This window comes from Pseudomonas sp. S1(2024) (genome assembly GCF_046557535.1).
Genome location: NZ_JBKGFP010000068.1, coordinates 33193 through 57598 on the forward strand (window position 1 = coordinate 33193; position 24406 = coordinate 57598).

The following is a 24406-nucleotide window of genomic DNA, read 5'->3' on the forward strand; positions in this document are numbered from 1 at the left end:
CGGTTATGACGCTATTCCCCCGGCTGGCCAACCTCAGGTTTCCGCGCAGGTGCCGTGAACCAGCGCTCGTGCGGCACCCACTTTTCCTGCGCGGGGTCGCCCAGGTAATGCGGCGACATGATCTGCACCCCGTACTCGTTGAACACATCCTGAATGTTGCCGTGCAACAGGCTCAGCAGTTCTGCCCGTGGCCGTGGCTCACTCGGCACCGCCTGCGCCACCAGGCGATACTCGGGGTAGAAATCCGAAAGCCCGGTCTGAAACACCTGCGGCCTGGGTTTTTCCAGTATGCCGTCGGTACGCTTGGCCGCCTCCACCAGCATCGCTTCCACTTGGCGCCACGGCGTGTCGTAACCGATGGTGACCACAGTATCGACGATGTAGCCCTGCCCCTGTACAACACGTGAAAAATTGCGTGTCACCGAGCCGGTGATCATCGAGTTGGGCATGGTCAACACTTCGCCCAGTCCAGTGCGGATCGTGGTGTTGAACATGCCGACTTCGGTCACCGTGCCCTCGTGGTCACCTACCCGCACATACTCGCCAGCCTTCAAGGTGCGTGAATAGGTCAGGATCAGGCCCGCTGCCGCCTGCCCGACAATGCTGGAGGCGCCGAGAGAAATCATCAGCCCGAGCAGCACCGACAGCCCCTTGAAGGCGTCGGTGCCGGAACCCGGCAGGTACGGGTACGCCATCACCAGGGCGAACAGCCAGATGGCAAGCGAGGTCAGGCGTGTGGTTGGCTGCAGGGTTTCCTCGGTCAGCCACTTGAGGGTGCCCGGCCGGGCCATGCGCTCCAGCAGGCGCCGACTGAAGCCACTGATACCGCGGGCGATGAAAAAAATGATGATGGCCACGGCGATGCCGGGAATTGCCTGCAAAATGCCGTCGAGCAGATAACGTAACAGGTCGATCAAGTGGACGTTGAGGCTTTCCCCCCAAGGCCGGGTGTAGGGGAATTGCGACAGCACGAAGCTCAGCCACTGGTAGCTCAGCAACAGTACTACGCCCCAGTGCAGCAGCCGCAACAGGCGTTCGATCACGGTGTAGACCAGCTGCATGTCCAACAGCGGCATCTGCCCGAGCCGTATCTGCCGGGCGCGCTCGCGCATCAGCTGCGGCAACAGGCCTTGGAGCTTGCGCCGAGCCAGGTTGGTGCCCTTGATGAGCACCACGTAGATCAACGTGGCCAGCACCGAGTAGCCTGCTGCCTTGAGCAGAAAGCGCAGGCTGCGGGCCTGACCGGTCTCGTCGACCACCAGGCGCAGCATAGCGGCTGCCTGCTCGGCGGCTTCGCGAGTATCGCCACCAGCCAGGCCCTGGTCCTGCGGCGCAATGATGAAGGCACGCCGCCCTCCCAATAGCACCAAGTGGCTATTCAGGATGGGGTCGACGCTGACCTTCAGCTCATCAGTCCCGCGCAAGGCCTCGTCGATCACGGCTGTGGCCCGTTGCACCCGCGCCGCCGGCGTTTCCCCCAGCAAGGTGGCGTGGAAGATGAAGATGCTGCGATTGGCGATGGTCAGCTCGGCCGGTTCACCGGGCACGCCATCTGTGGCACTGCCTGCAACGTCGATACCGTGCCCGGCCATGGGCTGCAGGGTGAAAAGAATCAACAGCAGGCAACAAAGGCGCTTCATCATGAAATCCCCGGGCCCCTATGGCGAAAACCATGCAGGTAGTGATAGCACAGCGTTTACTGCCCAGGGCTGAGGAACCAGCGGAAATACGGGTTGCTGCCGTCCTGCTCGCTGTCTTCGGACCGATAATAATTTCTTTGACATCAATCAAGTGGCACTCGTGCTCAATTGACTGATCGGCGCCTCTCTCACGGCCCAGTTGACTGCAGCAGCAATCAGGCTTAGGACAACCGCGGTCTTCCAGACCAAATCATAGCTCCCCGTCATATCGTAAGCCGCCCCCCCGACCCAACCGCCCAAGAAGGCGCCAACCTGATGAAAGAGGTAGACAAGTCCGCCAAGCATCGAGAGATTGCGAACACCAAATACCGAAGCCACCACCCCATTTGTCAATGGAACGGTTGAAAGCCAAAGAAAGCCCATAGCCATCCCAAACAGGTAAGCCGTGACATTACTCACCGGGATAGCGACAAAGGCGACGATGACCGCTGCTCGCATCAGGTAGAGCGCCGTTAGCAGCTTCGGTTTGGACATTCGCCCGCCGAGCCAGCCGGCTGTATAGGTCCCCAGAATATTGAAAAGCCCAATGAGTGCAAGAACCGTGGTGCCCGTTTGGGCAGTAAGCCCCTTGTCCATCAGGTACGCAGGCAAATGGACGCCAATGAAAACGACCTGAAAACCACAAACGAAAAATCCAAATGTAAGAAGCCAGAAGTCAGGATGCGAACTCGCCGCCCGAAGCGCTTGCACGATACTCTGGTCACCGGGCTTTCGCTCCGTCGGGGCATCTTTCAACATAGCGACCAGGGGGATGATGAGCGAGGCGAACAGGGCGAGAACCAAAAGTGCGTTCTCCCAGCCAATTCCTTGGATGAGCCCCAGAGAGCCGGGGAGCATCGCGAACTGGCCAAAGGATCCCGCTGCGCTCGCAAGCCCCATTCCCGTACTTCGTTTTTCAGCTGGTAGTGCCCGTGCCACCACCCCCAGGAGCACTGAGAAGGATGTACCGGAAAGGCCAATGCCGATGAGCACGCCCGCACTCATCATCATAGTCGACGCCGAGTCGGAGAAACTCATGCAGACCAAGCCCAAGACGTAGAACACGCCCCCTACTCCAACGACTTTACCCGCACCATATCGATCGGCCAGAGCCCCAGCGAATGGCTGTGCGAACCCCCACACCAGGTTTTGTATTGCGATCGCAAACGAAAAGACCTCCCGTCCCCATCCAAATTGAGCACTCATTGGCGACAGAAAAAGCCCGAAGCCGTGCCGAATCCCTAGCGACAATGACAATATCACTGCACTACCCAACAATACCCACCGGCTATCTCGCAAGACATGCGCCATGAAAAATTCCTGTCTAATTCTTATCCAGTCAGATGCATCACCAAATCCAAACCAACTCTCGCACCCGGCTTATCAAAAGCCCTGAAGCCTAATGGCCAACAACGCAAAGTGAAGGTTCGCGAAACATAACGCACGACTCAGATAGACAGTTGATCAGTCGCGACATATCGGAGAGATTCGCGACGCAAATGGCACATCAGCCACCGAGCAAAACCTGCAACACTATTCAATAAATCCCTGAGTATCAAACAATAAAAAACACCTCTGAGGGTGCGTTTTCCTTATGCCTCTACGGCGCGTGCCAGTAACAGGACATAAAACAATCATCGAATATCAGCCAATCCAACAGACACGCTCGACGATACCCTGCCGAATAAAAAGCAAAAAAACCTAGGAAAACCTAGGTTTTTTGCAAGTAGTACCTTGGATGGCGGCTTTAACGCCTAGGCTCAGGATACGTCGCGCAGAAATCAACCTCCCCAACCGGGCGCGCATCAATCTCAGGCGTATTTCCAAGCGCGACCGCATCTTCCAAAACAATTTCCCTGGACCCAAGTTCATGTTTAAGGTCGGCACGAATCATGCGAAGCAACGACCAGGTCAGCACACCGAGCACAGGTATCAAAGGCAGCGCGACGACAATGGTAGAAGTCTGAACAGCTTTCAGCCCGCCGACCTTGAGAAGCCCGATGCCAATGACCGCCAGTAACAGCGCCCAGACAATCCGCAGCCAGCGCTGAGGTTCTTCATAACCGCTCAGCTCATTGGATGTAACTGACGCAAGCACATAAGCTGCCGAATCAAGCGTCGTTGCCAGGAATACAAAGCAAAGAAGAACAAAAGCGCCAATAACGAGACTTGAAAACGGCATGGTTTTCAAGATGGCGAGTACTGCCGCCGGAATACCCTGTGCTGACAGAATAGCACTGACATCCAGCTCGCCTGTCAGCTGCAGATTAAGCGAGTAGCCGCCCCAGACAGCGAAGAACACCCAGCAACCCAGGCTGCCCCACACAAGCTCCGCCAAGATGAGTTCCTTGATTGTCCGACCTCGAGAAATACGGGCAACAAACAATCCCATCATGGGTGCATAGGCAATCCACCAGGCCCAATAGAAAATTGTCCAGTCCTGAGGGAACGTACCTTTTGCAACTGGGTCCGTCCACAGACTCATGTGGATGAAATTATTGACCATCAGGCCCAGGCTGTTGGCCCAACCATTGATGAGCAGCAAGGTGGGGCCAACAACCGCAGCGAACAGAAGAAGCGCAAACGCCAAATAGACATTGATATCACTGAGTATCTTTATCCCCTTGCTCAGCCCAAACCAGACACTCATGCCGAACATCAATGTCCAGAGTGCCAAAACGCACATGTCAAATACAAAGGACTGCTGTATTCCAAAGATGTCACTGGCCAAGGTCGAGACCAGGGGCACAGCCAAACCAAGGGACGTGCCCACGCCGCCAACAATACCGAAAACCACCACGGTATCAAGCGTAATACCCATCCAACCGTTCGACTTGTCGCCCAGGACACCACGCGCGGCCACCGACAATCTCACACCGGGCTGTCTACGAACATACATCGAGTAGGCAATTGGCAAGGCCGGCAAGCAGTAGAATGCCCACGGGGTCAGCCCCCAGTGGAACTGACCATAGGTCAACGCCCACTCTGCCGCCTCACGACTGTGAGCAGCCACATTAAAAGGGGGGGCATTAAAATAATAAATTGGCTCAACCCAGGCCCAGTTAACAATGGCTATGCCGATACCGCCGCAAAAAATCATGGCGACCCAGCTGAAATAGGAAAACTCCGGAACGTCACTCTTTCGTCCAAGGCGAATATTGCCGTAACGCCCGAACGCCATCCACAGCAGGAACACGACAGTCATCAAACCGGAAACCAGGTAGAGCCAACCAAACTTCCCGGTCGCAAACGCAAACATCTGATTTATTACCGCATTCCCCGCTTCGGGAAACACAATAAGCGGAATCGTAACGCCAAGTATCACTGCAATCGATGGCCAAAATACACGACCATCCAACGAGGCACCATCTTTTAACTTACTCATTTGGCATATCTCCTCAGAACGTTCGATTCAACACCAGGCATCTGCTGAATACAAATATGTCAAGCACGATTACAGCCCCTGCTCAAACAGATCTAGTCCCTTGGAGAGATGAAAGGCCGCTAGCCTTTCCCGAACATATATTGTGCTTATTATTCATATTCGCCTCTAATTGTATTTAATTATTATTTCAGCGGCACAACCAAATAAACCTCAACCCGCAACTGACACCACCGGTATTCGGCACGACTGCGAGCGGCACTCATTGCCACAAAAAGATGAGTGCCTGGCGGCAGTCAGGCACTCACCTTGTCCAATCCTTACTTCATCGTCGGCATGGAGAACTCAACGCCCTCCCGGACACCTGACGATGGCCAGCGCTGGGTGACTGTCTTGCGTCGGGTGTAGAACCTCACACCATCCGGCCCGTATGCATGCAAATCACCGAACAGCGAGCGCTTCCAGCCGCCGAAGCTGTGGTAGGCGACGGGCACTGGCAAAGGAACGTTGATGCCAACCATGCCCACCTTGATGTTGTCGGAGAAATAGCGTGCTGCTTCGCCGTCCCGGGTGAAGATGCACGTACCATTGCCGTACTCGTGTTTGTCGATCAGCGCCATTGCTTCCTGCATGCTGTTGACACGTACGACCTGCAGTACCGGCCCGAAGATCTCTTCCTTGTAGCTCTGCATGTCTGGGGTAACGTGATCGATCAGCGTGCCACCGACGAAGAAACCTTCCTCGTAGCCAGCAACGTTTGGCTCACGCCCGTCGACAACCACGGTTGCACCCTGCTGTTCAGCACTGTTGATGTAGCCAACCACTTTTTGCTGATGCTGCCGGGTGATCACCGGGCCGAAGTCGTTCTTGCTGTCGGTGTAAGCGCCCACCTTCAGGTTTTTCATGGCTTCTTTCATCTTGCCGATCAAGGCATCGGCTGCCGCGTCACCCACCGCAACGGCGACCGACAGCGCCATGCAGCGCTCACCGGACGAGCCGAATGCAGCCCCCAGCAGTTGGTTGACCGCATTGTCGATATCGGCGTCTGGCATGACGATGGCGTGGTTCTTGGCCCCACCCAGTGCCTGGCAGCGTTTGCCGTGGGCGGTGGCGGTGGCGTAGATGTACTCGGCAACCGGCGTCGAACCCACGAAGCTGACCGCCTGAATGCGCGAGTCGCGCAGCAGGATGTCGACCGCCTCCTTGTCCCCGTTCACCACGTTCAGCACGCCCTTGGGCAGACCGGCTTCGTGCAGCAGTTGCGCAATGAACAGCGTGGAGCTTGGGTCGCGTTCGGAAGGCTTGAGAATGAAGCAGTTCCCCGCTGCAATGGCCACAGGGATCATCCACAGCGGTACCATCACAGGGAAGTTGAATGGCGTGATGCCTGCAACCACGCCCAACGGCTGGAATTCGCTCCAGGCATCGATGTTCGGGCCGACATTCTTGCTGTGTTCGCCTTTGAGTAGCTCGGCGATCCCGCAGGCGTACTCGACGTTCTCGATGCCACGCTGCAGTTCGCCTGCAGCATCATGGGAAATTTTCCCGTGTTCTTCACCAATGAGTTTGCAGATCGCATCTGCGTTCTGCTCCAGCAGCTCTTTGAAACGGAACATGATGCGGGCCCGCTTGATGGGCGGCGTATCACGCCAGGCCGGGAAAGCAGCTTCAGCAGTCGCGATGGCGTGCTCTAGCGTTTGGCTCGATGCCAAGGCGACCTGGCGTGCCACCTGGCCGGTGGCGGGATTGAAAACATCCTGGGTGCGCTTGGATTCGACAACGACTTCGCCGTTGATCAGATGACCGACAGTATTCATGTGAAACTCCACTTTTTGTTATTCAGATAATGCGTTGGTGCCGGGTTACCAAAGGCTGCGGTAAAGCTCGACCATCTCTGCCTCGGTCGGCACACGCGGGTTATTGCCAGGTGAGCCGGAAGCCAGCGCCTGAGCGGCCATGGTTGGCATCAGCTCGAAGAATTTCTCGCGGTCGATTCCGAATTGCGCAGGGGTGGGCACATTCAGTTCTTCGTTGATAGCCACCAACTCTTCCAGCAGTTTTTCCACGGCGGATTGGTCCGTGTCGCTTTGCGTGGCGACGCCCATTGCACGCGCGCAGTCGGCATACCGGTCACGGGCAGCGGGGATCGAAAATGCCGTCACTTCGGGGAGCAGCATGGCGTTCGACAAACCATGAGGCACATGGAATGCGGCGCCAATTGGGCGACTCATGCCATGCACCAGGGCAACAGAGGCCGCCGAGAATGCCAGGCCCGCCAGGGTCGATCCCAGCATCACAGCCTCCCGTGCGACACGGTCGGCCCCGTCGTGGTAGACCTTGCGAAGGTTTGGCCCGATAAGGCGCATGGCGGCCAGTGCCTGGGCATCACTGAACAGATTCGCTTTTTTGCTGACGTAAGCCTCGATGGCATGCGTCAGCGCGTCGATACCGGTGTCCGCCGTCACGCGGGGCGGCAACGAGAGAGTGAGCTCATAGTCGACCAGTGCCGCAACAGGCATGAAGCCTGCGCCGACGCACAGCATTTTTTCGTCAGTCGACTGATCGGTGATGATGGTGAAACGGGTGACTTCGGAGCCAGTGCCGGCAGTCGTTGGAATGGCAATGATCGGCAAGCCCATCTCGGTGACATTGCGCGGGAACTTGTAGTCGCGCATGACTCCGCCGAACCTGGCCAGGATGCCGATCGCTTTGGCGCTGTCGATCGGGCTTCCGCCGCCCAGTGCGATGATGCTGTCATAGCCCCCTTCCCTGGCGGTCGCGACGCCGGCCTGGATCGAAGCGACGGTAGGCTCGGGGACGGTGTCGGAGAATACGTCGACCTCTATTGCGTGTTCTGCCAGAACTGCGCTGATACGACCGGCATAACCCAACTCAACCATCATTCGGTCAGTGATGATGAGTGGTTTATGGCAGCCGAGGCTGGCCAGTACCTGATGAGTCTGCTGGCTGGCACCGGCACCGGTTTGCAGGATACGTGGAAGGATGCTGTTGTAAGTCATGGCTCTATCTCATTTCCTGGGCATGAACGCGCCCGCGAGCAGCCTCGGGCTCGTGTTCGCTTGATCGGTCAATCGGCAAGCAAGGGGGCGTTTCAAAGGCCTGCCCCTTGACCTGCCTTCAGCAGTCAGCTCGGCAGATATTCCTCACTCCAGGATTCACCGATTGCGCCGGCGTCCAGGAGTGACTGAATCTGAGCCTCGGTATAGCCGTAGCGGCCCAGCACCTTGCGAGTCGAAGTGCCAAACTTCTCAGCGGGTGGCAGCGCTCGAATACGCGCTACCCGTGGGCGAATGGCGTAGGGGTCCAGCTGCGTGACCCGATGACCGCTCGGATGGTCGCTGTAGACGCTGAAGGAGTAGCTGCCATTCTCGGTACCTGGCAGGCCATCAGCGTCACGGCTGTACTGGCTGCGCAGGTGATCGATGTTGTCCGGCACCGCGGCAGCGATGTTGGCCGCCTGCAGACGCTCCTGAAGGAAAGAGCTGCTCATGCGGGCAATGACCGCTTGCAGATAGGCAGCGCGATCACTGGCGGACGCCAAGCCGCTGAACTCTTTGATGTCGGCGAATTTGTGCAGTTCTGGCTCGGACGCATCCAGGTAGATCCAGCCATCCGCCGTCTTGTAGAAGCGCGAAAGATCGCTGTAGCCAACCACGTCGCGCCCGGACGGTTCATTGAATGGCGCTCGACCTGCGTAGTCATAGCAGAACGGGATCTGCACCAGATTCCCCAGTGAAGCCAGAGAGGTGCGCGCCCGGTAGACTTCGCCGGAGTGGTGTTTGCGATAAAGCGCCGTTGCGACGCCCAGCGCGGCAGCAAACCCACACATCACGTCGATGGTACCGACGTGGGCATGTTCTTCCGGGGTTTCCATGCCACCACCAAAACGCAGCATGATCCCGGTCGTGGCCTGGATGAGATCGTCATACCCCAGATAATCGGTGCGAGGGCCACGGCGGGGGCCACCGAAACAATCGAGCTGGCAGAAGATCACTCCAGGATTCACCGCCTGAAGGCTGGCCTCATCCAGGCCCAGCGGTGCCAGTTGGCGATCAGGCGCGTTCATGACGATGACATCGACCTCCCGCACAAGACGATTGAACACCTCTCGCCCTTCGCAAGAGTTCAAGTCAACCAGTACACTTTCCTTGCCCCGTGCCGAAGACATACCGAAGACCACGGTATTCCAGGGATCATAGTTAGGAACGACAGGGTCGAGCTTGATGACGTCTGCCCCGAAGCGGCCCAGGAACGACGTCGAGTGGGGCCCCGCGATGACGTTGGTCAGGTCTAGAATCTTGACGCCTTCAAGCCAGCCGGCAGGTTTGTCGAGCTTGGCAGGCGGCAAGGCAGGAGCCGAACGCTCGGACAGTGTTGCCAACGCTTGCTCATAGCTCACCTCGCGACGCGAAAGAGGTTTCAGCATCGGCTCTGAGCACCCCTCCAACCAGGCAATTGGGCCAGGCTGTTTCATGACGCCAAACTCGCGATCATTGACCTCAACGATCAGCCCGGCAGTATTCGAATGCTCGTCATGGAGCCACTCCTGGGTCGACCTGTGCGGAGCCCCAGGGAAACGCCCCTCACCGAAGATGACTTCCCACTCCGCCGCTGTCCTGGTCAGGAATACTTCTTTCATCCGCGCGGAAATGCGTGCGGCCCAATCAGCAGGCAGCGGGTAGACACCCAACGATGCATTACCTTCCCACTGGTCAATGGGCAGGTAGGGGTCATCAACCTTGGGCAAACCGGCGGCAACCATTTCCTCGTAGATGCCCATAGCCTGCAGACAGCGCTTGGCATGCTCACGATGCGATGGGCAAACGGCGTAGAATTTACGACCATCCGCACATTCATAGGTACGGTAGAACGGGTCGAGGAACTCCTGCAGATCCTGATAGCTCAAGTTCATCGGCAGGTTCTCGGCGCGACGACGCTCACTCTCCTTCTCTCGCAGGGTCTTGTAGCGCAGCGGGTAACCATCGATCTTGATCGAGTTGTACGACAGACCTTCCATCACCGCTGATGCCAAGGGAACTTCGATCTGATCGCCAACGCCATTCTTTTCACGCGCCTGCAGAGCAAGCACTACAGAAGATACAGCAAGCATGGTGCCGTACGCAGACGCCAAGGGAAGCGGCGAGAAACTAGGGTTGATACCCATCAGTACGCGGTTTTGACCCATGTCGGTGAACACACCGGAGGCCGAAGCGATCACCGCCTCGGTAGCACGCCATTGCGCACGCAGTTCGTCATCACTGGCAAACCCCGGAATCGACAACGTGATCAACTCAGGACGAGCACGCCGCAGCTCTGCGAAATCGAGGCCCAGCCTGGGCATGACACCAGGCCGGAAATTTTCAATCACGATATCGGCACGGGAGATGAGTTCGCGAGCCTGATGCAGCCCCTCTGGTGTTTTCAGATCCAGCCGCATGCACAGCTTGTTGCGATTAAGCGTGGCATTTGCCGGGCTATCCCAGAGAGGCCCTCCCTGCGGGTCGATGTGAACGACAGTCGCTCCCAGATCAGCGAGGATCATCGCTACTGCGGGGCCTGCGATGTATTGTCCGAAATCGATGACATTGACGCCTTGCAAAGGCAATTGGTTGGAGTGTTCCATGACGATAACCCTAGGTAGCCCCGTGCCAACGAGATTCGTCGGCGCGGTTATTGTTGTTATTGAGACCTCGTACTAACCGGTCACCTGGACGACTGCACCATCCAAGGGCTTGCGATGTGATTGCTACTTTCAGAAATTCGAAGGCATCGCGAAAGCAATAAAAAATGGCCCTAAGAGGCCATTTTTTTTATTGCTCGGGTACTTTGCTTATCGCTAAGGGTGCTCGTCCTCGTCCTCGTTCTCGTCCGCGCCGGGCTCGAACTTGAAAGCCTGAGCCTCTTCGCACAGCCACTGGGCAAACGCCGCCGCATCGGGATTGACCATGCTGTGTGCTGAATAAACCAGGTAGAACGCCTCCTTGGTCGGTACATGGCGCCCAAGGGGGGCGACGAGCCGGCCTTCGTCCAGAAGATGCCTGACCAATGAAGACCGCGCCAACGCAACGCCCTGGCCCAGTTCAGCCATCGTCAAAGCCGAAATAAGGGTGTCGAACTGCATCCCCTGAGAAGAGTCGACGCTCTCTGCGTTGCTCCTCTTGAGCCAATAACCCCAGCCTTCTTCATAGCCCAGCACGTGCAGCAACGGGTGCTTTGCAAGGTCCTGTGGACGCTGCAACGGACGTTGCGCAGTGATCAATGCCGGTGAACACACCGGCACCAGCGTGTCCCACGTCAGGCGCTCGGCCTTCATGCCAGGCCAGCGCCCTTGTCCATACCTGATTTCGAGGTCGGCATCGAATTCTGTTTCATCTACCCAGATGTTACTCGCGACTCGGATGCTCACATCCGGGTGCAATGCTTTGAATCGGGGTAACCGGGGGGCGATCCAATGAGTGAAGAACACCAGGCTGCTGCGGATGCTGAGCGCACTTCGATGCCCTTGCCCAAAGATCTCATCCGTCGATGCAGCGAGGCGTTCAACCGACTCTCTCACGACTGGAAAGTAGGATTTTCCCGCCTCCGTAAGCTCAAGCCCGCGCGGGAGACGCTTGAAAAGCGCCTGGCCTAACTGCGATTCCAAAGCCTTGACCTGCTGGCTGATCGCTGCCTGCGTGAGATTGAGTTCTTCGGCGGCATGGGTGAAATTCAGGAGCCGAGCAGAAGCCTCAAAAGCTCGAAGCCAGTTCAGGGGAGGTAAACGCTTTTTCATGACGCATCCAACGCTAGGTTAATCGGGAATCGTGTCGGTCTATGGTTGACATTAGAGACGAGCAGTCTAAATTACAACGCATGAATAGCGCCAAACCTGCCCCTCGAAGAGGCCGACCACCCAAAGTTGCACGTGAGCATGGCGAGACGCTTGAGCTTTTGCTGCGTTGTGGCATGGAAATCCTCACAGAGCAGGGCTTTGCTGCCACCGGCCTCGATACTGTGCTCAAACGCGTGCAGGTGCCCAAAGGCTCGTTCTATCACTACTTCGACAGCAAAGAGGCATTCGGCCAAGCGGTACTGCAGCGCTATGCCGACTACTTCGCTCGAAAGCTCGATCGCTGCTTCAGCGACCTGAGCGTGTCGCCGCTGCTGAGGCTTTCCAACTTCGTTGAAGAGGCGAAGGTCGGGATGGCCAAGTACCAGTTCCGAAGAGGCTGCCTGGTGGGCAACCTTGGCCAGGAAGTATTGGTGCTCCCAGACAGCTTCCGTGATCAATTGGAACTGACCCTGCAGGACTGGGAGCAGCGCTTGTCTGCCTGCCTGGAGGAAGCGGTCGAGCTGGGCGAGGTGTCTCGCGAGCATGACTGCAAAGCCCTCGCGGCCTACTTCTGGGTTGGCTGGGAGGGAGCCGTTCTTCGTGCACGGCTGACACAACATGTCCGCCCCCTGGACATTTTTTTCCAAGGCTTTCTGACGGGGATCACCCGGTGATTCCTTTCGGATAATTTAAAGACAACCGGTCTAAATGAGGACAAGCAATGTTCAAGGCCATTCTGATCGATAAGCTGGAAGACAAGTACTCGGCCCGACTCACCGAGCTTGAGGACGACCAACTGCCCACCGGGAACGTGACGGTGAAGGTGGCCTACAGCACCTTGAACTACAAGGATGCGCTGGCTATCACCGGCAAAGGGCCGGTTGTTCGCCAGTTTCCGATGGTGCCGGGCATCGATCTCGCGGGCACTGTCGAAGCCAGTGACGATCCTCGATACCAGCCAGGCGACCGCGTACTGCTCAATGGTTGGGGGGTGGGTGAAAGCCATTGGGGTGGGCTTGCACAAAAGGCGAGATTGAACGGCGACTGGCTGATCCCTCACCCTGAGCACCTGGACGAACGCCAAACCATGGCCATCGGCACCGCTGGATACACCGCCATGCTATGCCTGATGGCCTTGGAGCGCCATGGATTGAAACCCTCCGATGGGCCGGTGTTGGTCACAGGCGCCACGGGCGGCGTCGGTAGTTTCGCCATCAGCCTTCTGGCCGGTGCCGGGTATACCGTCACTGCCGCAACCGGAAAAGCCAGCGAAGCCGCCTACCTGGAAAGCCTCGGGGCAACGGCCATCATCGATCGGGCCGAGCTTTCAGCCCCGGGGCGTCCATTGGCAAAAGAAAGATGGGCAGCCGTTATCGACTCGGTCGGCAGCCATACGCTGGCCAATGCGTGCGCGAGCACAATGTCCGAAGGCCTGGTGGCTGCGTGCGGACTGGCTCAGGGGATGGACTTTCCGGCAACCGTTGCACCTTTCATTCTGCGAGGGGTAAGCCTGCTCGGCATCAATAGCGTCACTCAGCCATACGAGCGACGAGTCGAGGCGTGGGAAAGGCTGTCCGATCAACTGAAAATCGACGCACTACCGGCGATGACCAAGGAAATTTGCCTTCAGGGCGCGCTTGCAGCCGCCTCTGAGCTGATGGAAGGGAAGATCCGTGGCCGGCTGATTGTGGACGTGAACGGCTAGGATGGTCGCCTGATACGAGGCACATCTTGATGTAGAGACCCGTCTCGTTGACAACAGCCGCGCCATTCACCGGCACAACCACTCGTTAAGAGCCCTCCGAGAAAGACATCTCCCCCGCGCCTCTGGCAGTCAGACGCCCACCACGGCATTGAGGACGGCATGTAACTCCGGGCGCGGCGGTTCAGGACATCATCCTGTGACACACGGATGCAGCGAAGCACCGTTTGGTACCACCGGACTTGTTGGTCTGAACTTTGCCGTCCGCCCTGGCTTCCCCTGCATATCCAACACGCAAAGATGCGCCTGCCGGGCAGGTGCCAACGAGCGCTTTGGTATCCGGAGCGTTGCTGGCCCGCGCGGCGTCAAGCGCACCGGGCCTGCTTTTGACTAGCACAGCAAAGGCTGGCATTTCCGAGGTCCAACTACAGGGGTTCGCAAAATGATCGATCAAGCGACAGGTATGAAACCAGGTGAACGCTATCGCGTGGAAGAGGCTGGCACGATTGAAGGGCTGAGGTTGACCCTGGTCGATGGCATCGCTCTTGAGCTCTCTCGGATCGAGGCCAGCGAAACGATCGCGCCACTTGACGACCACAAGAAATCTGGCACAGAACAGGAAGCGCCCCGCGGGGGCGTTCCAAGCATAGGGCCACTGCGCGGCAAAGTCGTGGTGATCACTGGCGCTTCCAGCGGTATCGGCCGGGCCGCCGCGCACGCATTTGCCTGCAAGGGTGCTCGCCTGGTGCTCGCTGCGCGCGATGAAGAGGCGTTGTTCGACGTGCTGGATGAATGCACCGACTGCGGTACCGATGCCATCGCGATCACGACCGACGTCACCCACAACGACCAGGTGCAAGCGCTGGCCGCACAGGCAGCAGAGTTCGGCCACGGGCGAATCGATATCTGGATCAACAACGCCGGCGTTGGGGCGGTCGGCAATTTCGAGGAAACACCGCTGGAGGCCCACGAGCAGGTCATTCAGACCGACCTGATGGGTTACCTGCGCGGTGCGTTCGTAGCCCTCCCCCTCTTCAAAGCCCAGGGCAGCGGCATCCTGATCAATACGCTGTCACTGGGCAGCTGGGTGGCCCAACCCTATGCAGCCGCGTACTCCGCGAGCAAGTTCGGCTTGCGTGGCCTGACCGAGGCGCTGCGGGGGGAATTGACGGAGTTTCCCGATATCCACGTGTGCGATATCTATCCGGCCGTCATGGACACACCGGGCTTTCGAGACGGCGGCAACTACACAGGCCATGCGCTGACGCCTCCGGGCCCTGTATATGATCCCGAACTTGTGGCGAAGGCCATGGTGGCCTGCGCAATCTCACCACGCGCTCACACCACGGTCGGTGCCACGGCCCGCCTGGCGCATCTGGCCAGCTACCTGGTACCGGGCCTGCCTCTGTTATCGGGGTGGCTGACGCGTCGGGGGATAAACCGCAGCCCGAAAGCCGAAACATCATCAGGCAACCTCTTTGAGCCGCCGAGTGGCAGGAGGAGTATCGACGGGGGTTGGAGGAAGTCAAAAGACAAGACACCTCTACTGATCGGCGCAGCGGCGCTTGGAATGATCGTGGGTTTTGCAATCACCCACTCACGACGCAGGAGCTGAACAACCGTGCCGTCAAAGTCGATGCAAGCCAGATCCTTCCCAAAGGTTGGCGAACAAAGCTCTGCTGCACCACAGGCGCCCGCACGGGTTCTTTCGCGCAACCCGTCGGGCCGAGCAAAATGCAGTAGAGCAAACGCCCCTCTGCCTGACGTCCGAGTTGAACACAGACTTTCCTGTGTGACGACATGAGGTGAAAGATCATGGCTGACAACCAAACCAATCGTGGCCGCCAAGGTGGTACCGCCCAGAACAATCCAGGCAATTTTGCCAATGACAGTGAACGCGCCTCCGAGACAGGACGCAAAGGCGGACAGAACAGCCACGGCGGCGGTCGTGGTAGCGAAAATCGCTAACTTGAAATGAGCTCGGCCAGGGTGCACGGCACCCTGGCCTTTTTTCTGAATATTGGTCGTTCACAATCAAGGGGGCATTTGCCCCCCGATTGCACAGGTCTTGCGCCTCAGGAGCCGAAGCCATGAGTGGCGCTTGCATCGCTCATAACAGCTCGGGGAATGCAGCGCCAAGCAGGCCCGGATCCTTCAGGATCGATGCGCTGCTGGCGATATCCGGGGCCAGCCAACGGTCCTGGGCATACGCCGGGACCCGTTCGCGCAACAACCGCCAGGCAACGCTGGTACCCGCGCCAAAGCGCTGCTCCTTGAGGAACTCGAATGCCTGGGCCGCCAGCAGGTATTCGATGGCGAGGATCTGCGTGCAGTTCTCCAGGGCGCGGTGCAGCTTCAACCCGGCATTGGTGCCCATGCTCAGATGGTCCTCCTGCAGGCCGGAGGTGACATAGTTGTCGACGACTGCCGGTTGTGCCAGCTGACGGTTTTCTGCACACAGTGAAGCAGCCACGTACTGGACAATCATCATCCCCGAATTAACTCCCGGCTGGCTGACCAGGAAAGCCGGCAAGCCGCTGACCAACGGGTTGATCAGGCGATCGAGACGACGCTCGGCAATCGCCCCGATCTCGGCCACCGCGATGGCCAGCAAGTCAGCCGCCATGGCCACCGACTGGCCGTGCGGATTCGCCTGGGAAACCACCCGATACGACTCGGGTGTACCCAGCAGCATCGGGTTGTCGGTGGTGGAGTTGAGTTCGGTTTCGATCTGCCGCGCAGCGTGGTCCAGCTGATCGCGGGCGGCGCCATGAACCTGCGGAATCGAGCGAATGCTCAAGGCGTCCTGGGTGCGAATGCCTTGGCTGCTGGCAATGATTTCGCTGCCGTCGAGCAGGCGCCGCAGGTTACTGCCCACGCGCTGCATGCCGGGGTGCGGTTTCATCGCGATGATTTCAGGGTCGAAGGCATCGAGTTGGCCGCGCAGGGCCTCGAAGCTCATGGCACTGATGACATCCGCCCATTGGCTCAACCGCGTGGCATCGTCCAGGGACAGGCAGCTAAGGCCGGTCATGCAAGGGGTACCGTTGACCAGGCACAGGCCATCCTTGGCACCCAGTTTGACCGGCGCTAGGCCGACCTCGGCCAAGGCCTGCTGCGCCGGCATGATCTGGCCGCGATAGCTGACCTGGCCGACGCCCAGCAAGCTGATGCTGATATGCGCCATGTGGGTCAGGTACCCCACCGACCCCTGCTTCGGCACCTGCGGCGTGATGTGCTGGTTGAGCAGGGTCAGCAGCGCCTCGACCACCTTGCGCTGCAGGCCGGAACGGCCCTGGCAGAAATTGATGATCGCCGCGCACATGATCGCCCGGGTCTGTTCGTCCGACAGCGCCGTACCCACGCCACAGGCATGGCTGAGCAAGGTGTTGTGCGACAGCTGGCTGAGTTGTTCATCCTGCAACGAGACATTGCACAAGGCGCCAAGCCCGGTGTTGACGCCATAGGCGCGGTCACCGCTGGAAACGATGCGCTGGACAATCGCCTGGGCGTTCTCGATCCGGGCCCAGGCCGATGGGGCCAGCTCAAGCTTCGCGCCATGCCGGGCCACTGCCACCACGTCCTGCCAACGCACTGGCGCGTCGGCGATGATGATTCTTTCGGCAAACGACATACACCCGGTTCCTTAAAGCGAAGCTACGCGACGCTGCACGAAACGATCTACATATTCGTCCGCAGGCTGGTAGAGGATTTCTTTCGGCGTACCGACCTGGACCAGGCGACCGTCCTTGAGAATGGCAATCCGGTTGCCGATACGCACCGCTTCGTCCAGGTCGTGGGTGATGAAGACGATGGTCTTGTGCAGTGTCTTCTGCAGCTCCAGCAACTGGTCCTGCATTTCGGCGCGAATCAGTGGGTCGAGCGCACTGAAGGCTTCGTCCATCAGGATGATGTCGGTGTCGGCTGCCAGAGCGCGGGCCAGGCCGACGCGCTGACGCATGCCGCCCGACAACTGGTGCGGGTACGACTTTTCGTAACCCTTGAGGCCCACGGTGTTGATCCAGTGCAGGGCACGCTCTGCGCACCTGGCCTTGCTCTCGCCACGGACTTTCAGGCCGTAAGCGACGTTGTCCAGCACGCTGCGGTGCGGCAACAGGCCGAAGCTCTGGAATACCATGCTGATCTTGTGCCGGCGGAATTCGCGCAGGGCGTCCATGTCGTACTGCAGAATGTCTTCGCCATCGACCAGGATCTGGCCGCTGGTCGGGTCGATCAGGCGGTTGAAGTGGCGCACCAGGGTCGACTTGCCCGAGCCCGACAGCCCCATGATCACGAAGATCTCGCCGCTGCCGATGGACAACGAGAGATCGTTGACCCCAACCACGCAGCCGGTTTCGGCCAGGACCTGATCCTTGGCTTTTTGCTGGCGGATCAGTTTCAGGGCATCTTCGGCGCGAGCACCGAATATCTTGAAGACATTCTTGACTTCGATCTTGTTCATTGTCTGTTTGGCGCTCATTTGCCCACCCCATGCCGTGGTCGGCCATAGGCCTGGGTAATGCGGTCGATCACGACCGCCAGAATCACGATGGCCAGGCCCGCTTCGAGGCCGCGGCCCACATTCAGGGTCTGGATGCCGACCAGGACGTCTTCACCCAGGCCGCGGGCACCGATCATCGAGGCGATGACCACCATCGACAGGGCCATCATGGTGGTCTGGTTGATACCGGCCATGATGCTCGGCAACGCCAGTGGCAGCTGCACGCCGAACAGTTGTTGCATGCGATTGGCACCGAAAGCGTTGATCGCCTCCATGACCTCGCCATCCACCTGGCGAATGCCCAGGTCGGTCAGGCGAATCAGCGGCGGCGCGGCATAGATGACGGTGGCAAAGATCGCCGGCACCTTGCCCAGGCCGAACAGCATCAGCACCGGTATCAGGTACACGAAGCTGGGCATGGTCTGCATGATGTCGAGCAGCGGCATCAACACCGCCCGAAGGCGATCGTTGCGCGCCGACAGCACACCCAGCGGAATGCCGACCAGGACCGATATCAGCGTTGCGACCAGCATCAGCGCCAGGGTCTGCATCAGCTTGTCCCAGAGGCCGACCGCGCCGACCAAAAAGAGCAAGCCGACGATCACGGCAGTGGTCACGACTTTGCGGGTGGCGTGCCAGGCGATACCAGCAACAATGGCCAGCATCAGCCACCAGGGTACTGCGCGCAGCAGGCCTTCGAGGTTGACGATGGCCCACAGCAGTGTGTCGGAGATGTGCCGGAACACGTCACCGTAGTTGGTTACAAGCGCATCGACCCAGCCATTGACCCAGTCGGCAATGGAAAACGTGAAGTTCTTGGGAAACATGGAATTCTCTCGAGCAAGTGCATGAAACGGACTGTCGCGTGCCTTGTCCGGCAGGAGCCGGACGAACCCACACGCTCAGAGTGCCGCGTCCACCTTTTTGGCTGCGTCTTCGCTGACCCAGCTGTGCCAGACCTCGGGGTGCTCCTTGAGGAACAACTTGGCCAGTTCCGGCGACTCGATGCGATCTTTGCTCATGCGCGCCAGGTTCTGGTTCAGCAGGTCGATCGGCAGATTGACCTTTTCCAGCACCGCCACCAGTTCCGGCGCCTGCTCGTGGAAGGCCTTCGACAGGCCCACTTTGATGGTCAGGGATTTATCCACACCTGGCTTCTCGTCCAGCTTGACCAGGTCGACCAGGCCCATCAGCGGCGTCGGCGACCAGTAGTAGAACAGGATCGGCTCGCCACGCTTGTAGCTCGACAGCACGGCGGCATCCAGTGCCGGGCCGGTGCCCGGGCGGAAGTTGGTGTAGCTGCTTTCCAGGCCGTAGTGCTTGAGCATCTCGCTGTTGTCCAGCTCGCAGGTCCAGCCGGCCGGGCAATTGTAGAAGCGCCCCTTGTCCGGCTCTTCCGGGTCCTTGAATACCTGGGCGTATTGCCCAAGATCGGCGATGGTCTTGAGGTTCGGTGCCTTGGCTTCGAGTTTGCGCTTGGGGTCGCCTTCGATCACGTAACGCGGCACATACCAGCCTTCGACTGCGCCAACGACCGGCGCGCCGACGCCAACGACCTTGCCGGCGGCCGCCGCCTTGTTCCAGACCTCGCTGCGCCCTACCCACTCTTCGGCAAACACCTGAATGTCGTTGCTGCTCAGGGCGTTTTCCATGGAGATGGAGTTACCCGGCAGGCTGTCGGTTTCACAGCCATAACCATTTTTCAGCACGAACTGCATCACGTCCGTGAGCAGCATCCCGCTTTCCCAGTTCAATCCGGCGAATTTCACCGGTTTGCCAGACTCGCACCAGCCGGCCGCCTGGCTGGCACCAGCGGCCGCCAGCAGCCCGAAAGATAGTGTGGTGGTCAGCAGAGCCTTTGTAATTTTCATTGTGACGCTCCCAAACAAGAACATGGATTGCAGTAGTCGAGGGCATCCGGCCCAAAGAGGGTCGCCAAACTGGCTGATCAGCCTTGCAATCGGCATCGGCGTGGCACCTGTGATCGGTGGCCACTGCACAGAGGAAATATTTCACAACCTCAAAAAAGGATAAAATAATATGTCCTGATGTATCACAACGGAAAAACCTATGAAGTTCACACTGCGACAACTGCGCTACGCGCTCGCAGCGGCCAAGCACGGGAACCTGACGACTGCCGCCATGGAGCTTCATGTTTCACAGCCCTCCATTTCGGCGGCCATCAGCGAATTGGAAGAGGTGCTGGGCCAATCGATTTTCGTGCGCCAACGTGGCCTCGGCATATCGCTGACCCCGTTCGGGCGTACCGTCATGGTCCAGGCCCGTCGCGTGCTGAGCGAGGCTCGGACCTTTGCCGAGATCAATGCCAATGCGGGAGAGTGTGTCGGAGAGTTGGTGGTCGGGTGTTTTGAAGACCTGGCGCCCTATTGCCTGCCACAGATCGTGCGCCGGATGCAGGAGTCCTGCCCGAGGGTCACGGTCGATATGCGCGAAGGCAGCTTCGATTATGTTGGCAAGCGGCTGAGTGAGGGCGCGATAGAGCTGGCGATCACCTACGATCTGGGTCTGCCGCCGAACACTCAATGCACCCAGCTGTGCCAGCTGACCGCTCAGGTACTGCTGGCTGCCGATCACCCGTTGGCCAAGGAGTCGCGCGTCAGCCTCAAAGCGCTATCCGAATACACCCTGGTAGTCACCGATCAGGTCCACAGCTGGCAGCATGTGCTGGACCTGTTCAGCTTCTACGATCTTTCGCCCGCCGCTGTGCACCGTGTGCGCACCTTCGAGATGCAGCGTAGCCTGGTCGCCAACGGGTTTGGCGTGGCGCTGATCTACACCCGGCCATTTGGTGACCGCAGTTATGATGGTCAAGCGCTGGTATGTCGGCCGACCGAGGAGAAATTGCCAGCGCACAGCATCGTGCTGGCGCATGATCAACGCTATCCGTTGACGCCTTCGGCTGAGGCGTTCAAGGAGCTGGCGGTGGCATGGTTCGCGGAACGGCCGTCGTTTGCATCCGAATGAAACTGCGCTCCTCTGCGAGGCGTCATTGCGCTAACGACACCTGGTCTTTCATCATCCCCATCAGTGCCTCGTTTTCCAGCGGTTTGCTGAGCAGGAAGCCTTGTACTTCATGGCATTGGTCATCGCTGAGCAAGGCCAATTGCTCGGCGGTCTCGACACCTTCGGCAGTCACCGTCATGCCCATTGCATTGCCAAGGTTGATGATGGCCTGGACCACGCTACGGTCGCTGCCACTCTTGCCCAGGTGCTGCACGAAGCGCTTGTCGATCTTGATGCTGTCGAACGGGTAGGTACGCAGGTAGCCCAACGAGGAGTAACCGGTCCCGAAGTCGTCCATGTTCAGGCGCACACCCAGCTCCTTCAGTGCAAGCATGGTGTGCAGTGCGCCTTCAACATCGTTGAGCATGACGTTCTCGGTAATTTCCAGCTCCAGGCGGTGAGCTGGCAGCCCGGTGGCGCGCAACGCGTTGCCGACGTCGCGGACCACATCGCTGCGGCTGAACTGGGCCGGCGACATGTTGACCGAGACCATCACCGCCTGCGGCCAGCCCCGCGCCTTGGTACAGGCTTCCTGCAGCACCCAGTTGCCAAGCAGCACGATCAGGTCGGACTCTTCGGCAAGCGGGATGAAACGATCCGGGCGGAGCAGGCCCAGGCGCGGGTGTTGCCAGCGCACCAGGGCCTCGGCCGATGCGATCGAGACCCCATCGACCTTGAAGCGCGGCTGAAAATGCAGCACCAGTTCGCCACGCGGTATGCCCTCGCGCAGCTCGCTTTCCAGCACACGCTTCTCCATCAATGCTGCGTTCATCTGTGCCGAAAAGAAGCGCCAGGTGTTCTTGCCCGCCTGCTTGGCGCTGTAAAGGGCCACGTCGGCATGTCGGATCAGGTCGCTCGGTGTACCGGGGTATTCGGCCGACAGGACTACACCCAGGCTCACCCCCACTTGCACAACATGCCCTTCGACCTGAATGGGGCGCTTGATCGCCTCGATCACGCGCATGCAGAACCGGTCCATGTCTTCGTGATCGCCTGGCCGGGTAAGTACGACGATGAACTCATCACCTCCCAGACGGGCGACCAGGTCACTGTCACGGGTAGCTTGACCGAGGCGGCTCGCTACCTCGAGCAGCACCGCGTCGCCGGCTGGATGCCCAAGGCTGTCGTTGATGGGCTTGAAGTTGTCCAGGTCCAGCATCAATAGCGCCAGCTGGGCGCCAGGCGTTGATTGTTCGAGAAAACGGAACAGCTTGTTGCGATTCGGCAGGCCGGTCAGGGCGTCGTGCAAAGACAGGTGCTGAATCTGGGCATGGGCGGCCACTTCGTCGGTGATGTCGCTGCACGTGCCACGAAAGCCGGTACAGACGCCCTCGGCCACGATCGCACGAGATGCGATCCTGCAGATACGCTGTTGACGGAGATGGTCCTGGTACTGGCAGCGCAGCGTGCCGGAAGAGCCTGTCGCGGCCAGGCTGTGCAGCGAGGTCCGCAGGTTACTGGTGTCACACGACAGCAACTCGGTAATCGGGCGCTGTCGCCACGCCTCGACCGGGTGCCCGGTGAGTGCGGTGAACCGGTCCGAAAGGTAGGTCAGCCGAAGGAGCACATCAGTTTCCCAGATCCAGTCCGACGCGGCTTCGGCCACGGCCTTGAAGCGCTCTTCACTCGATTGCAGGGCAACCCGGGAAGTCATCAGGGCACGGTGGCTACGATCGATCCTGGTGCTGGCCCGAATCGCATAGCGTGCAAACAATGCCATGCTCAACGCGATGAATAGAACGGCGATAGCCAAGGGCGCGATTACGGTCTGGATCAGTTCGGTGCCAGGCTGCGGTATATCCCATGTCAAGGCGTGGCCGCTGTCTTCGAGTGGCAGGGCACCGCGCCCTTGGCGCTGATCGGACGAATCGTCCACGGCCAGGCCGGACAACCCCGCCGCCTGGCCCAGCGGCAGGAGCACCTGTGGCGATAGAACCCGAATGAACACCAACACCGCAGTTGGTCCCGGCGGGCGGGCGGGCTGGGTCTGCGGGCGGATCAGTGCAGCGACGTACACCGCCGGCTGGCCACGAAAGACCAGATAGCCTGAAGACGCCTGTTCGTGCTGCGCTGCTTGCCGAGCCTCCTGCAGGATCTTGCCGGCACTGACGGTATGCTGCTCCAGGCCCTGCTGGCTGAGCTGACCGTCCAGTATTGCGTACCGAGTGCCGTCGTCATCGAGCACATATACGCCTTCATATCCATCGGAGGTATAGAGCGTGGCGCCGACGTTATCCTCGTCGTATGCCCAATGTGCATCGACCTGCCCGCCCAAGTGATCATAGGCGGCCTGCCAGTTGGCATGGGTCAGCAGGAACGTCTTGTCATTCTTCTGCAACTGGGCCATCCCGGATTCTGCATAGAAGCGGCTTTGCTCCACTTCTCGGGCGTCCAGCGCCCCGGCGAGGCGGTAGAGGGAGAACAGCCCCAGCAACAAGGCCAACAGCAGAATCAGGGAAAACGCCACGATCAGTTGCCCGACCACATCACTGCGGGTCGACATTTCATTGTCAGCAAAGACGTCCATTGGTTCACCATCGCGGCCTAGGGTCTCCCGGTTGACCGGGCGGCAGGCTTGGAGGTCGATGGAGCTGACGATCGGTGGTTGGCAAAAGGCAACCTAAAGCCTGATCCGGGGCTATGGTCAGTACAGCGCGGGGGCCTGCCAGCGGTGAACGACCGCCAGGTTGGATAACGGTTCTGGTGCGTACCGCGGATAACGACCCATAGTTGTCGCTTTGCCCAACGGCGATCATTGTGGGAGCGGGCATGCCCGCGAACACCGGCAAAGCCGGTGCCATCCACCGCGTCGTCTGCTTCGCGGGCGCGCCCGCTCCCACAGGTACTGCGCGGGCTTCGAGTTGGCGCTGTACCTGTGGGAGCGGGTTCACCCGCGAAGGGGCCTCGAGGTCAATCACGGCTGCCGCTTGAGTCCAACAAAGCCCAAACGCTCGTCAGACACCCGGCACCGTCTTCCGCCCAACCAGTTGCTGTCTCTCCACCCCATCCAGCAACGCCTCCACCACCGCCTTGGCCGAATCCAGCCCATGGTCATTGCTCAACAACAGATCACGACAGGTTCCCTTGGCCAGCTCCAGTGCCTTGAGATTGGTCGCAAAAGCGCCTTTGAGCAGCGTGGCCAGATGCACCAGCGCATCTTCGTAGTCCACCCCAGAACGCACGGCAAACAATGGCGGATGGCTGCATTCGCACGTGGAGAAACTGGAGGACGCCGTGGTGGCGCGTACGGGAGGATCGGGTAAGCCTTTTGTCATTGTGTCGCTCC

General features: G+C 59.3%; 18 protein-coding genes. 5 read left to right on the top strand and 13 right to left on the bottom strand.

The window, feature by feature from the left end; genetic code table 11:
* Nucleotides 1-11 precede the first annotated feature (11 nt).
* From ACLCGK_RS18710 to gcvA, 7 genes are all read right to left on the bottom strand, one after another.
* Nucleotides 12-1640, bottom strand: a complete 1629-nt coding sequence (locus ACLCGK_RS18710) for a mechanosensitive ion channel family protein (protein ID WP_410952663.1) — start codon at nt 1638-1640, stop codon at nt 12-14.
* Nucleotides 1641-1787: 147 nt separating this feature from the next.
* On the bottom strand, nt 1788-2990 hold the full coding sequence (locus tag ACLCGK_RS18715) for an MFS transporter (protein ID WP_410952646.1): 1203 nt from the start codon (nt 2988-2990) through the stop codon (nt 1788-1790).
* Between the two features lie 436 nt (nt 2991-3426).
* Nucleotides 3427-5064: a BCCT family transporter gene (locus ACLCGK_RS18720; protein ID WP_410952647.1), complete on the bottom strand. Its 1638-nt coding sequence runs from the start codon at nt 5062-5064 to the stop codon at nt 3427-3429.
* 317 nt (nt 5065-5381) lie between these two features.
* Nucleotides 5382-6878 (bottom strand): CoA-acylating methylmalonate-semialdehyde dehydrogenase, encoded by a 1497-nt coding sequence (locus tag ACLCGK_RS18725; protein ID WP_410952648.1) that lies wholly within the window; start codon nt 6876-6878, stop codon nt 5382-5384.
* A gap of 45 nt (nt 6879-6923) precedes the next feature.
* Nucleotides 6924-8081, bottom strand: a complete 1158-nt coding sequence (locus ACLCGK_RS18730; protein WP_410952649.1) for an iron-containing alcohol dehydrogenase — start codon at nt 8079-8081, stop codon at nt 6924-6926.
* A 125-nt stretch (nt 8082-8206) separates the two neighbouring features.
* On the bottom strand, nt 8207-10705 hold the full coding sequence (locus ACLCGK_RS18735; RefSeq protein ID WP_410952650.1) for a CoA transferase: 2499 nt from the start codon (nt 10703-10705) through the stop codon (nt 8207-8209).
* Nucleotides 10706-10918: 213 nt separating this feature from the next.
* Nucleotides 10919-11854 carry a transcriptional regulator GcvA gene (gene gcvA / locus ACLCGK_RS18740; protein ID WP_410952651.1) on the bottom strand — a complete coding sequence of 312 codons (936 nt, stop codon included), beginning with the start codon at nt 11852-11854 and terminating at the stop codon, nt 10919-10921.
* An 80-nt stretch (nt 11855-11934) separates the two neighbouring features.
* Between gcvA and ACLCGK_RS18745 the strand changes: the two genes are divergently transcribed.
* The 4 genes from ACLCGK_RS18745 (at nt 11935) to ACLCGK_RS18760 (ending at nt 15563) form a co-directional block, all read left to right on the top strand.
* Entirely contained in the window at nt 11935-12567 is a 633-nt protein-coding gene (locus tag ACLCGK_RS18745; RefSeq protein WP_410952652.1) for a TetR/AcrR family transcriptional regulator, read from the top strand.
* A gap of 47 nt (nt 12568-12614) precedes the next feature.
* On the top strand, nt 12615-13598 hold the full coding sequence (locus ACLCGK_RS18750) for an MDR family oxidoreductase (protein ID WP_410952653.1): 984 nt from the start codon (nt 12615-12617) through the stop codon (nt 13596-13598).
* A gap of 439 nt (nt 13599-14037) precedes the next feature.
* Complete coding sequence (locus ACLCGK_RS18755; protein WP_410952654.1) at nt 14038-15210, top strand: SDR family oxidoreductase; 1173 nt, start codon at nt 14038-14040, stop codon at nt 15208-15210.
* Nucleotides 15211-15410: 200 nt separating this feature from the next.
* Nucleotides 15411-15563 (top strand): general stress protein, encoded by a 153-nt coding sequence (locus tag ACLCGK_RS18760; RefSeq protein WP_410952655.1) that lies wholly within the window; start codon nt 15411-15413, stop codon nt 15561-15563.
* Nucleotides 15564-15705: 142 nt separating this feature from the next.
* On the opposite strand, the gene hutH is transcribed toward ACLCGK_RS18760, so the two are convergent.
* The 4 genes from hutH to ACLCGK_RS18780 form a co-directional block, all read right to left on the bottom strand.
* Nucleotides 15706-17229, bottom strand: a complete 1524-nt coding sequence (gene hutH, locus ACLCGK_RS18765) for a histidine ammonia-lyase (RefSeq protein ID WP_196184602.1) — start codon at nt 17227-17229, stop codon at nt 15706-15708.
* Nucleotides 17230-17241: 12 nt separating this feature from the next.
* On the bottom strand, nt 17242-18075 hold the full coding sequence (locus tag ACLCGK_RS18770; protein ID WP_023661493.1) for a glycine betaine/L-proline ABC transporter ATP-binding protein: 834 nt from the start codon (nt 18073-18075) through the stop codon (nt 17242-17244).
* On the bottom strand, nt 18072-18923 hold the full coding sequence (locus ACLCGK_RS18775; protein ID WP_015270115.1) for an ABC transporter permease: 852 nt from the start codon (nt 18921-18923) through the stop codon (nt 18072-18074). The genes ACLCGK_RS18770 and ACLCGK_RS18775 overlap by 4 nt, the downstream gene beginning before the upstream one ends.
* A gap of 75 nt (nt 18924-18998) precedes the next feature.
* Nucleotides 18999-19967 carry an ABC transporter substrate-binding protein gene (locus ACLCGK_RS18780; protein ID WP_015270114.1) on the bottom strand — a complete coding sequence of 323 codons (969 nt, stop codon included), beginning with the start codon at nt 19965-19967 and terminating at the stop codon, nt 18999-19001.
* 199 nt (nt 19968-20166) lie between these two features.
* Between ACLCGK_RS18780 and ACLCGK_RS18785 the strand changes: the two genes are divergently transcribed.
* The gene (locus ACLCGK_RS18785; RefSeq protein ID WP_023661491.1) at nt 20167-21081 is read left to right on the top strand and encodes a LysR family transcriptional regulator; all 915 of its coding nucleotides are present in this window, start codon (nt 20167-20169) and stop codon (nt 21079-21081) included.
* 22 nt (nt 21082-21103) lie between these two features.
* Here the strand turns inward: ACLCGK_RS18785 and ACLCGK_RS18790 are convergent, their stop codons facing one another.
* Together ACLCGK_RS18790 and ACLCGK_RS18795 are read right to left on the bottom strand one after the other, a co-directional pair.
* Entirely contained in the window at nt 21104-23647 is a 2544-nt protein-coding gene (locus tag ACLCGK_RS18790) for an EAL domain-containing protein (RefSeq protein ID WP_410952656.1), read from the bottom strand.
* A 427-nt stretch (nt 23648-24074) separates the two neighbouring features.
* Nucleotides 24075-24311 (bottom strand): hypothetical protein, encoded by a 237-nt coding sequence (locus tag ACLCGK_RS18795; RefSeq protein ID WP_410952664.1) that lies wholly within the window; start codon nt 24309-24311, stop codon nt 24075-24077.
* Nucleotides 24312-24406: the final 95 nt, after the last annotated feature.

Excerpts from the sequence above, each read along its gene's own strand:
- ACLCGK_RS18785 (WP_023661491.1), top strand. The coding sequence starts at position 20,167 with ATGAAGTTCACACTGCGACAACTGCGCTACGCGCTCGCAGCGGCCAAG.
- ACLCGK_RS18720 (WP_410952647.1), bottom strand. The coding sequence starts at position 5,064 with ATGAGTAAGTTAAAAGATGGTGCCTCGTTGGATGGTCGTGTATTTTGG.
- ACLCGK_RS18790 (WP_410952656.1), bottom strand. The coding sequence starts at position 23,647 with ATGGACGTCTTTGCTGACAATGAAATGTCGACCCGCAGTGATGTGGTC.
- ACLCGK_RS18760 (WP_410952655.1), top strand. The coding sequence starts at position 15,411 with ATGGCTGACAACCAAACCAATCGTGGCCGCCAAGGTGGTACCGCCCAG.
- ACLCGK_RS18730 (WP_410952649.1), bottom strand. The coding sequence starts at position 8,081 with ATGACTTACAACAGCATCCTTCCACGTATCCTGCAAACCGGTGCCGGT.
- ACLCGK_RS18735 (WP_410952650.1), bottom strand. The coding sequence starts at position 10,705 with ATGGAACACTCCAACCAATTGCCTTTGCAAGGCGTCAATGTCATCGAT.
- ACLCGK_RS18745 (WP_410952652.1), top strand. The coding sequence starts at position 11,935 with ATGAATAGCGCCAAACCTGCCCCTCGAAGAGGCCGACCACCCAAAGTT.
- ACLCGK_RS18725 (WP_410952648.1), bottom strand. The coding sequence starts at position 6,878 with ATGAATACTGTCGGTCATCTGATCAACGGCGAAGTCGTTGTCGAATCC.
- ACLCGK_RS18755 (WP_410952654.1), top strand. The coding sequence starts at position 14,038 with ATGATCGATCAAGCGACAGGTATGAAACCAGGTGAACGCTATCGCGTG.
- ACLCGK_RS18710 (WP_410952663.1), bottom strand. The coding sequence starts at position 1,640 with ATGAAGCGCCTTTGTTGCCTGCTGTTGATTCTTTTCACCCTGCAGCCC.
- ACLCGK_RS18750 (WP_410952653.1), top strand. The coding sequence starts at position 12,615 with ATGTTCAAGGCCATTCTGATCGATAAGCTGGAAGACAAGTACTCGGCC.
- hutH (WP_196184602.1), bottom strand. The coding sequence starts at position 17,229 with ATGTCGTTTGCCGAAAGAATCATCATCGCCGACGCGCCAGTGCGTTGG.
- ACLCGK_RS18775 (WP_015270115.1), bottom strand. The coding sequence starts at position 18,923 with ATGTTTCCCAAGAACTTCACGTTTTCCATTGCCGACTGGGTCAATGGC.
- ACLCGK_RS18770 (WP_023661493.1), bottom strand. The coding sequence starts at position 18,075 with ATGAGCGCCAAACAGACAATGAACAAGATCGAAGTCAAGAATGTCTTC.
- ACLCGK_RS18780 (WP_015270114.1), bottom strand. The coding sequence starts at position 19,967 with ATGAAAATTACAAAGGCTCTGCTGACCACCACACTATCTTTCGGGCTG.
- gcvA (WP_410952651.1), bottom strand. The coding sequence starts at position 11,854 with ATGAAAAAGCGTTTACCTCCCCTGAACTGGCTTCGAGCTTTTGAGGCT.
- ACLCGK_RS18715 (WP_410952646.1), bottom strand. The coding sequence starts at position 2,990 with ATGGCGCATGTCTTGCGAGATAGCCGGTGGGTATTGTTGGGTAGTGCA.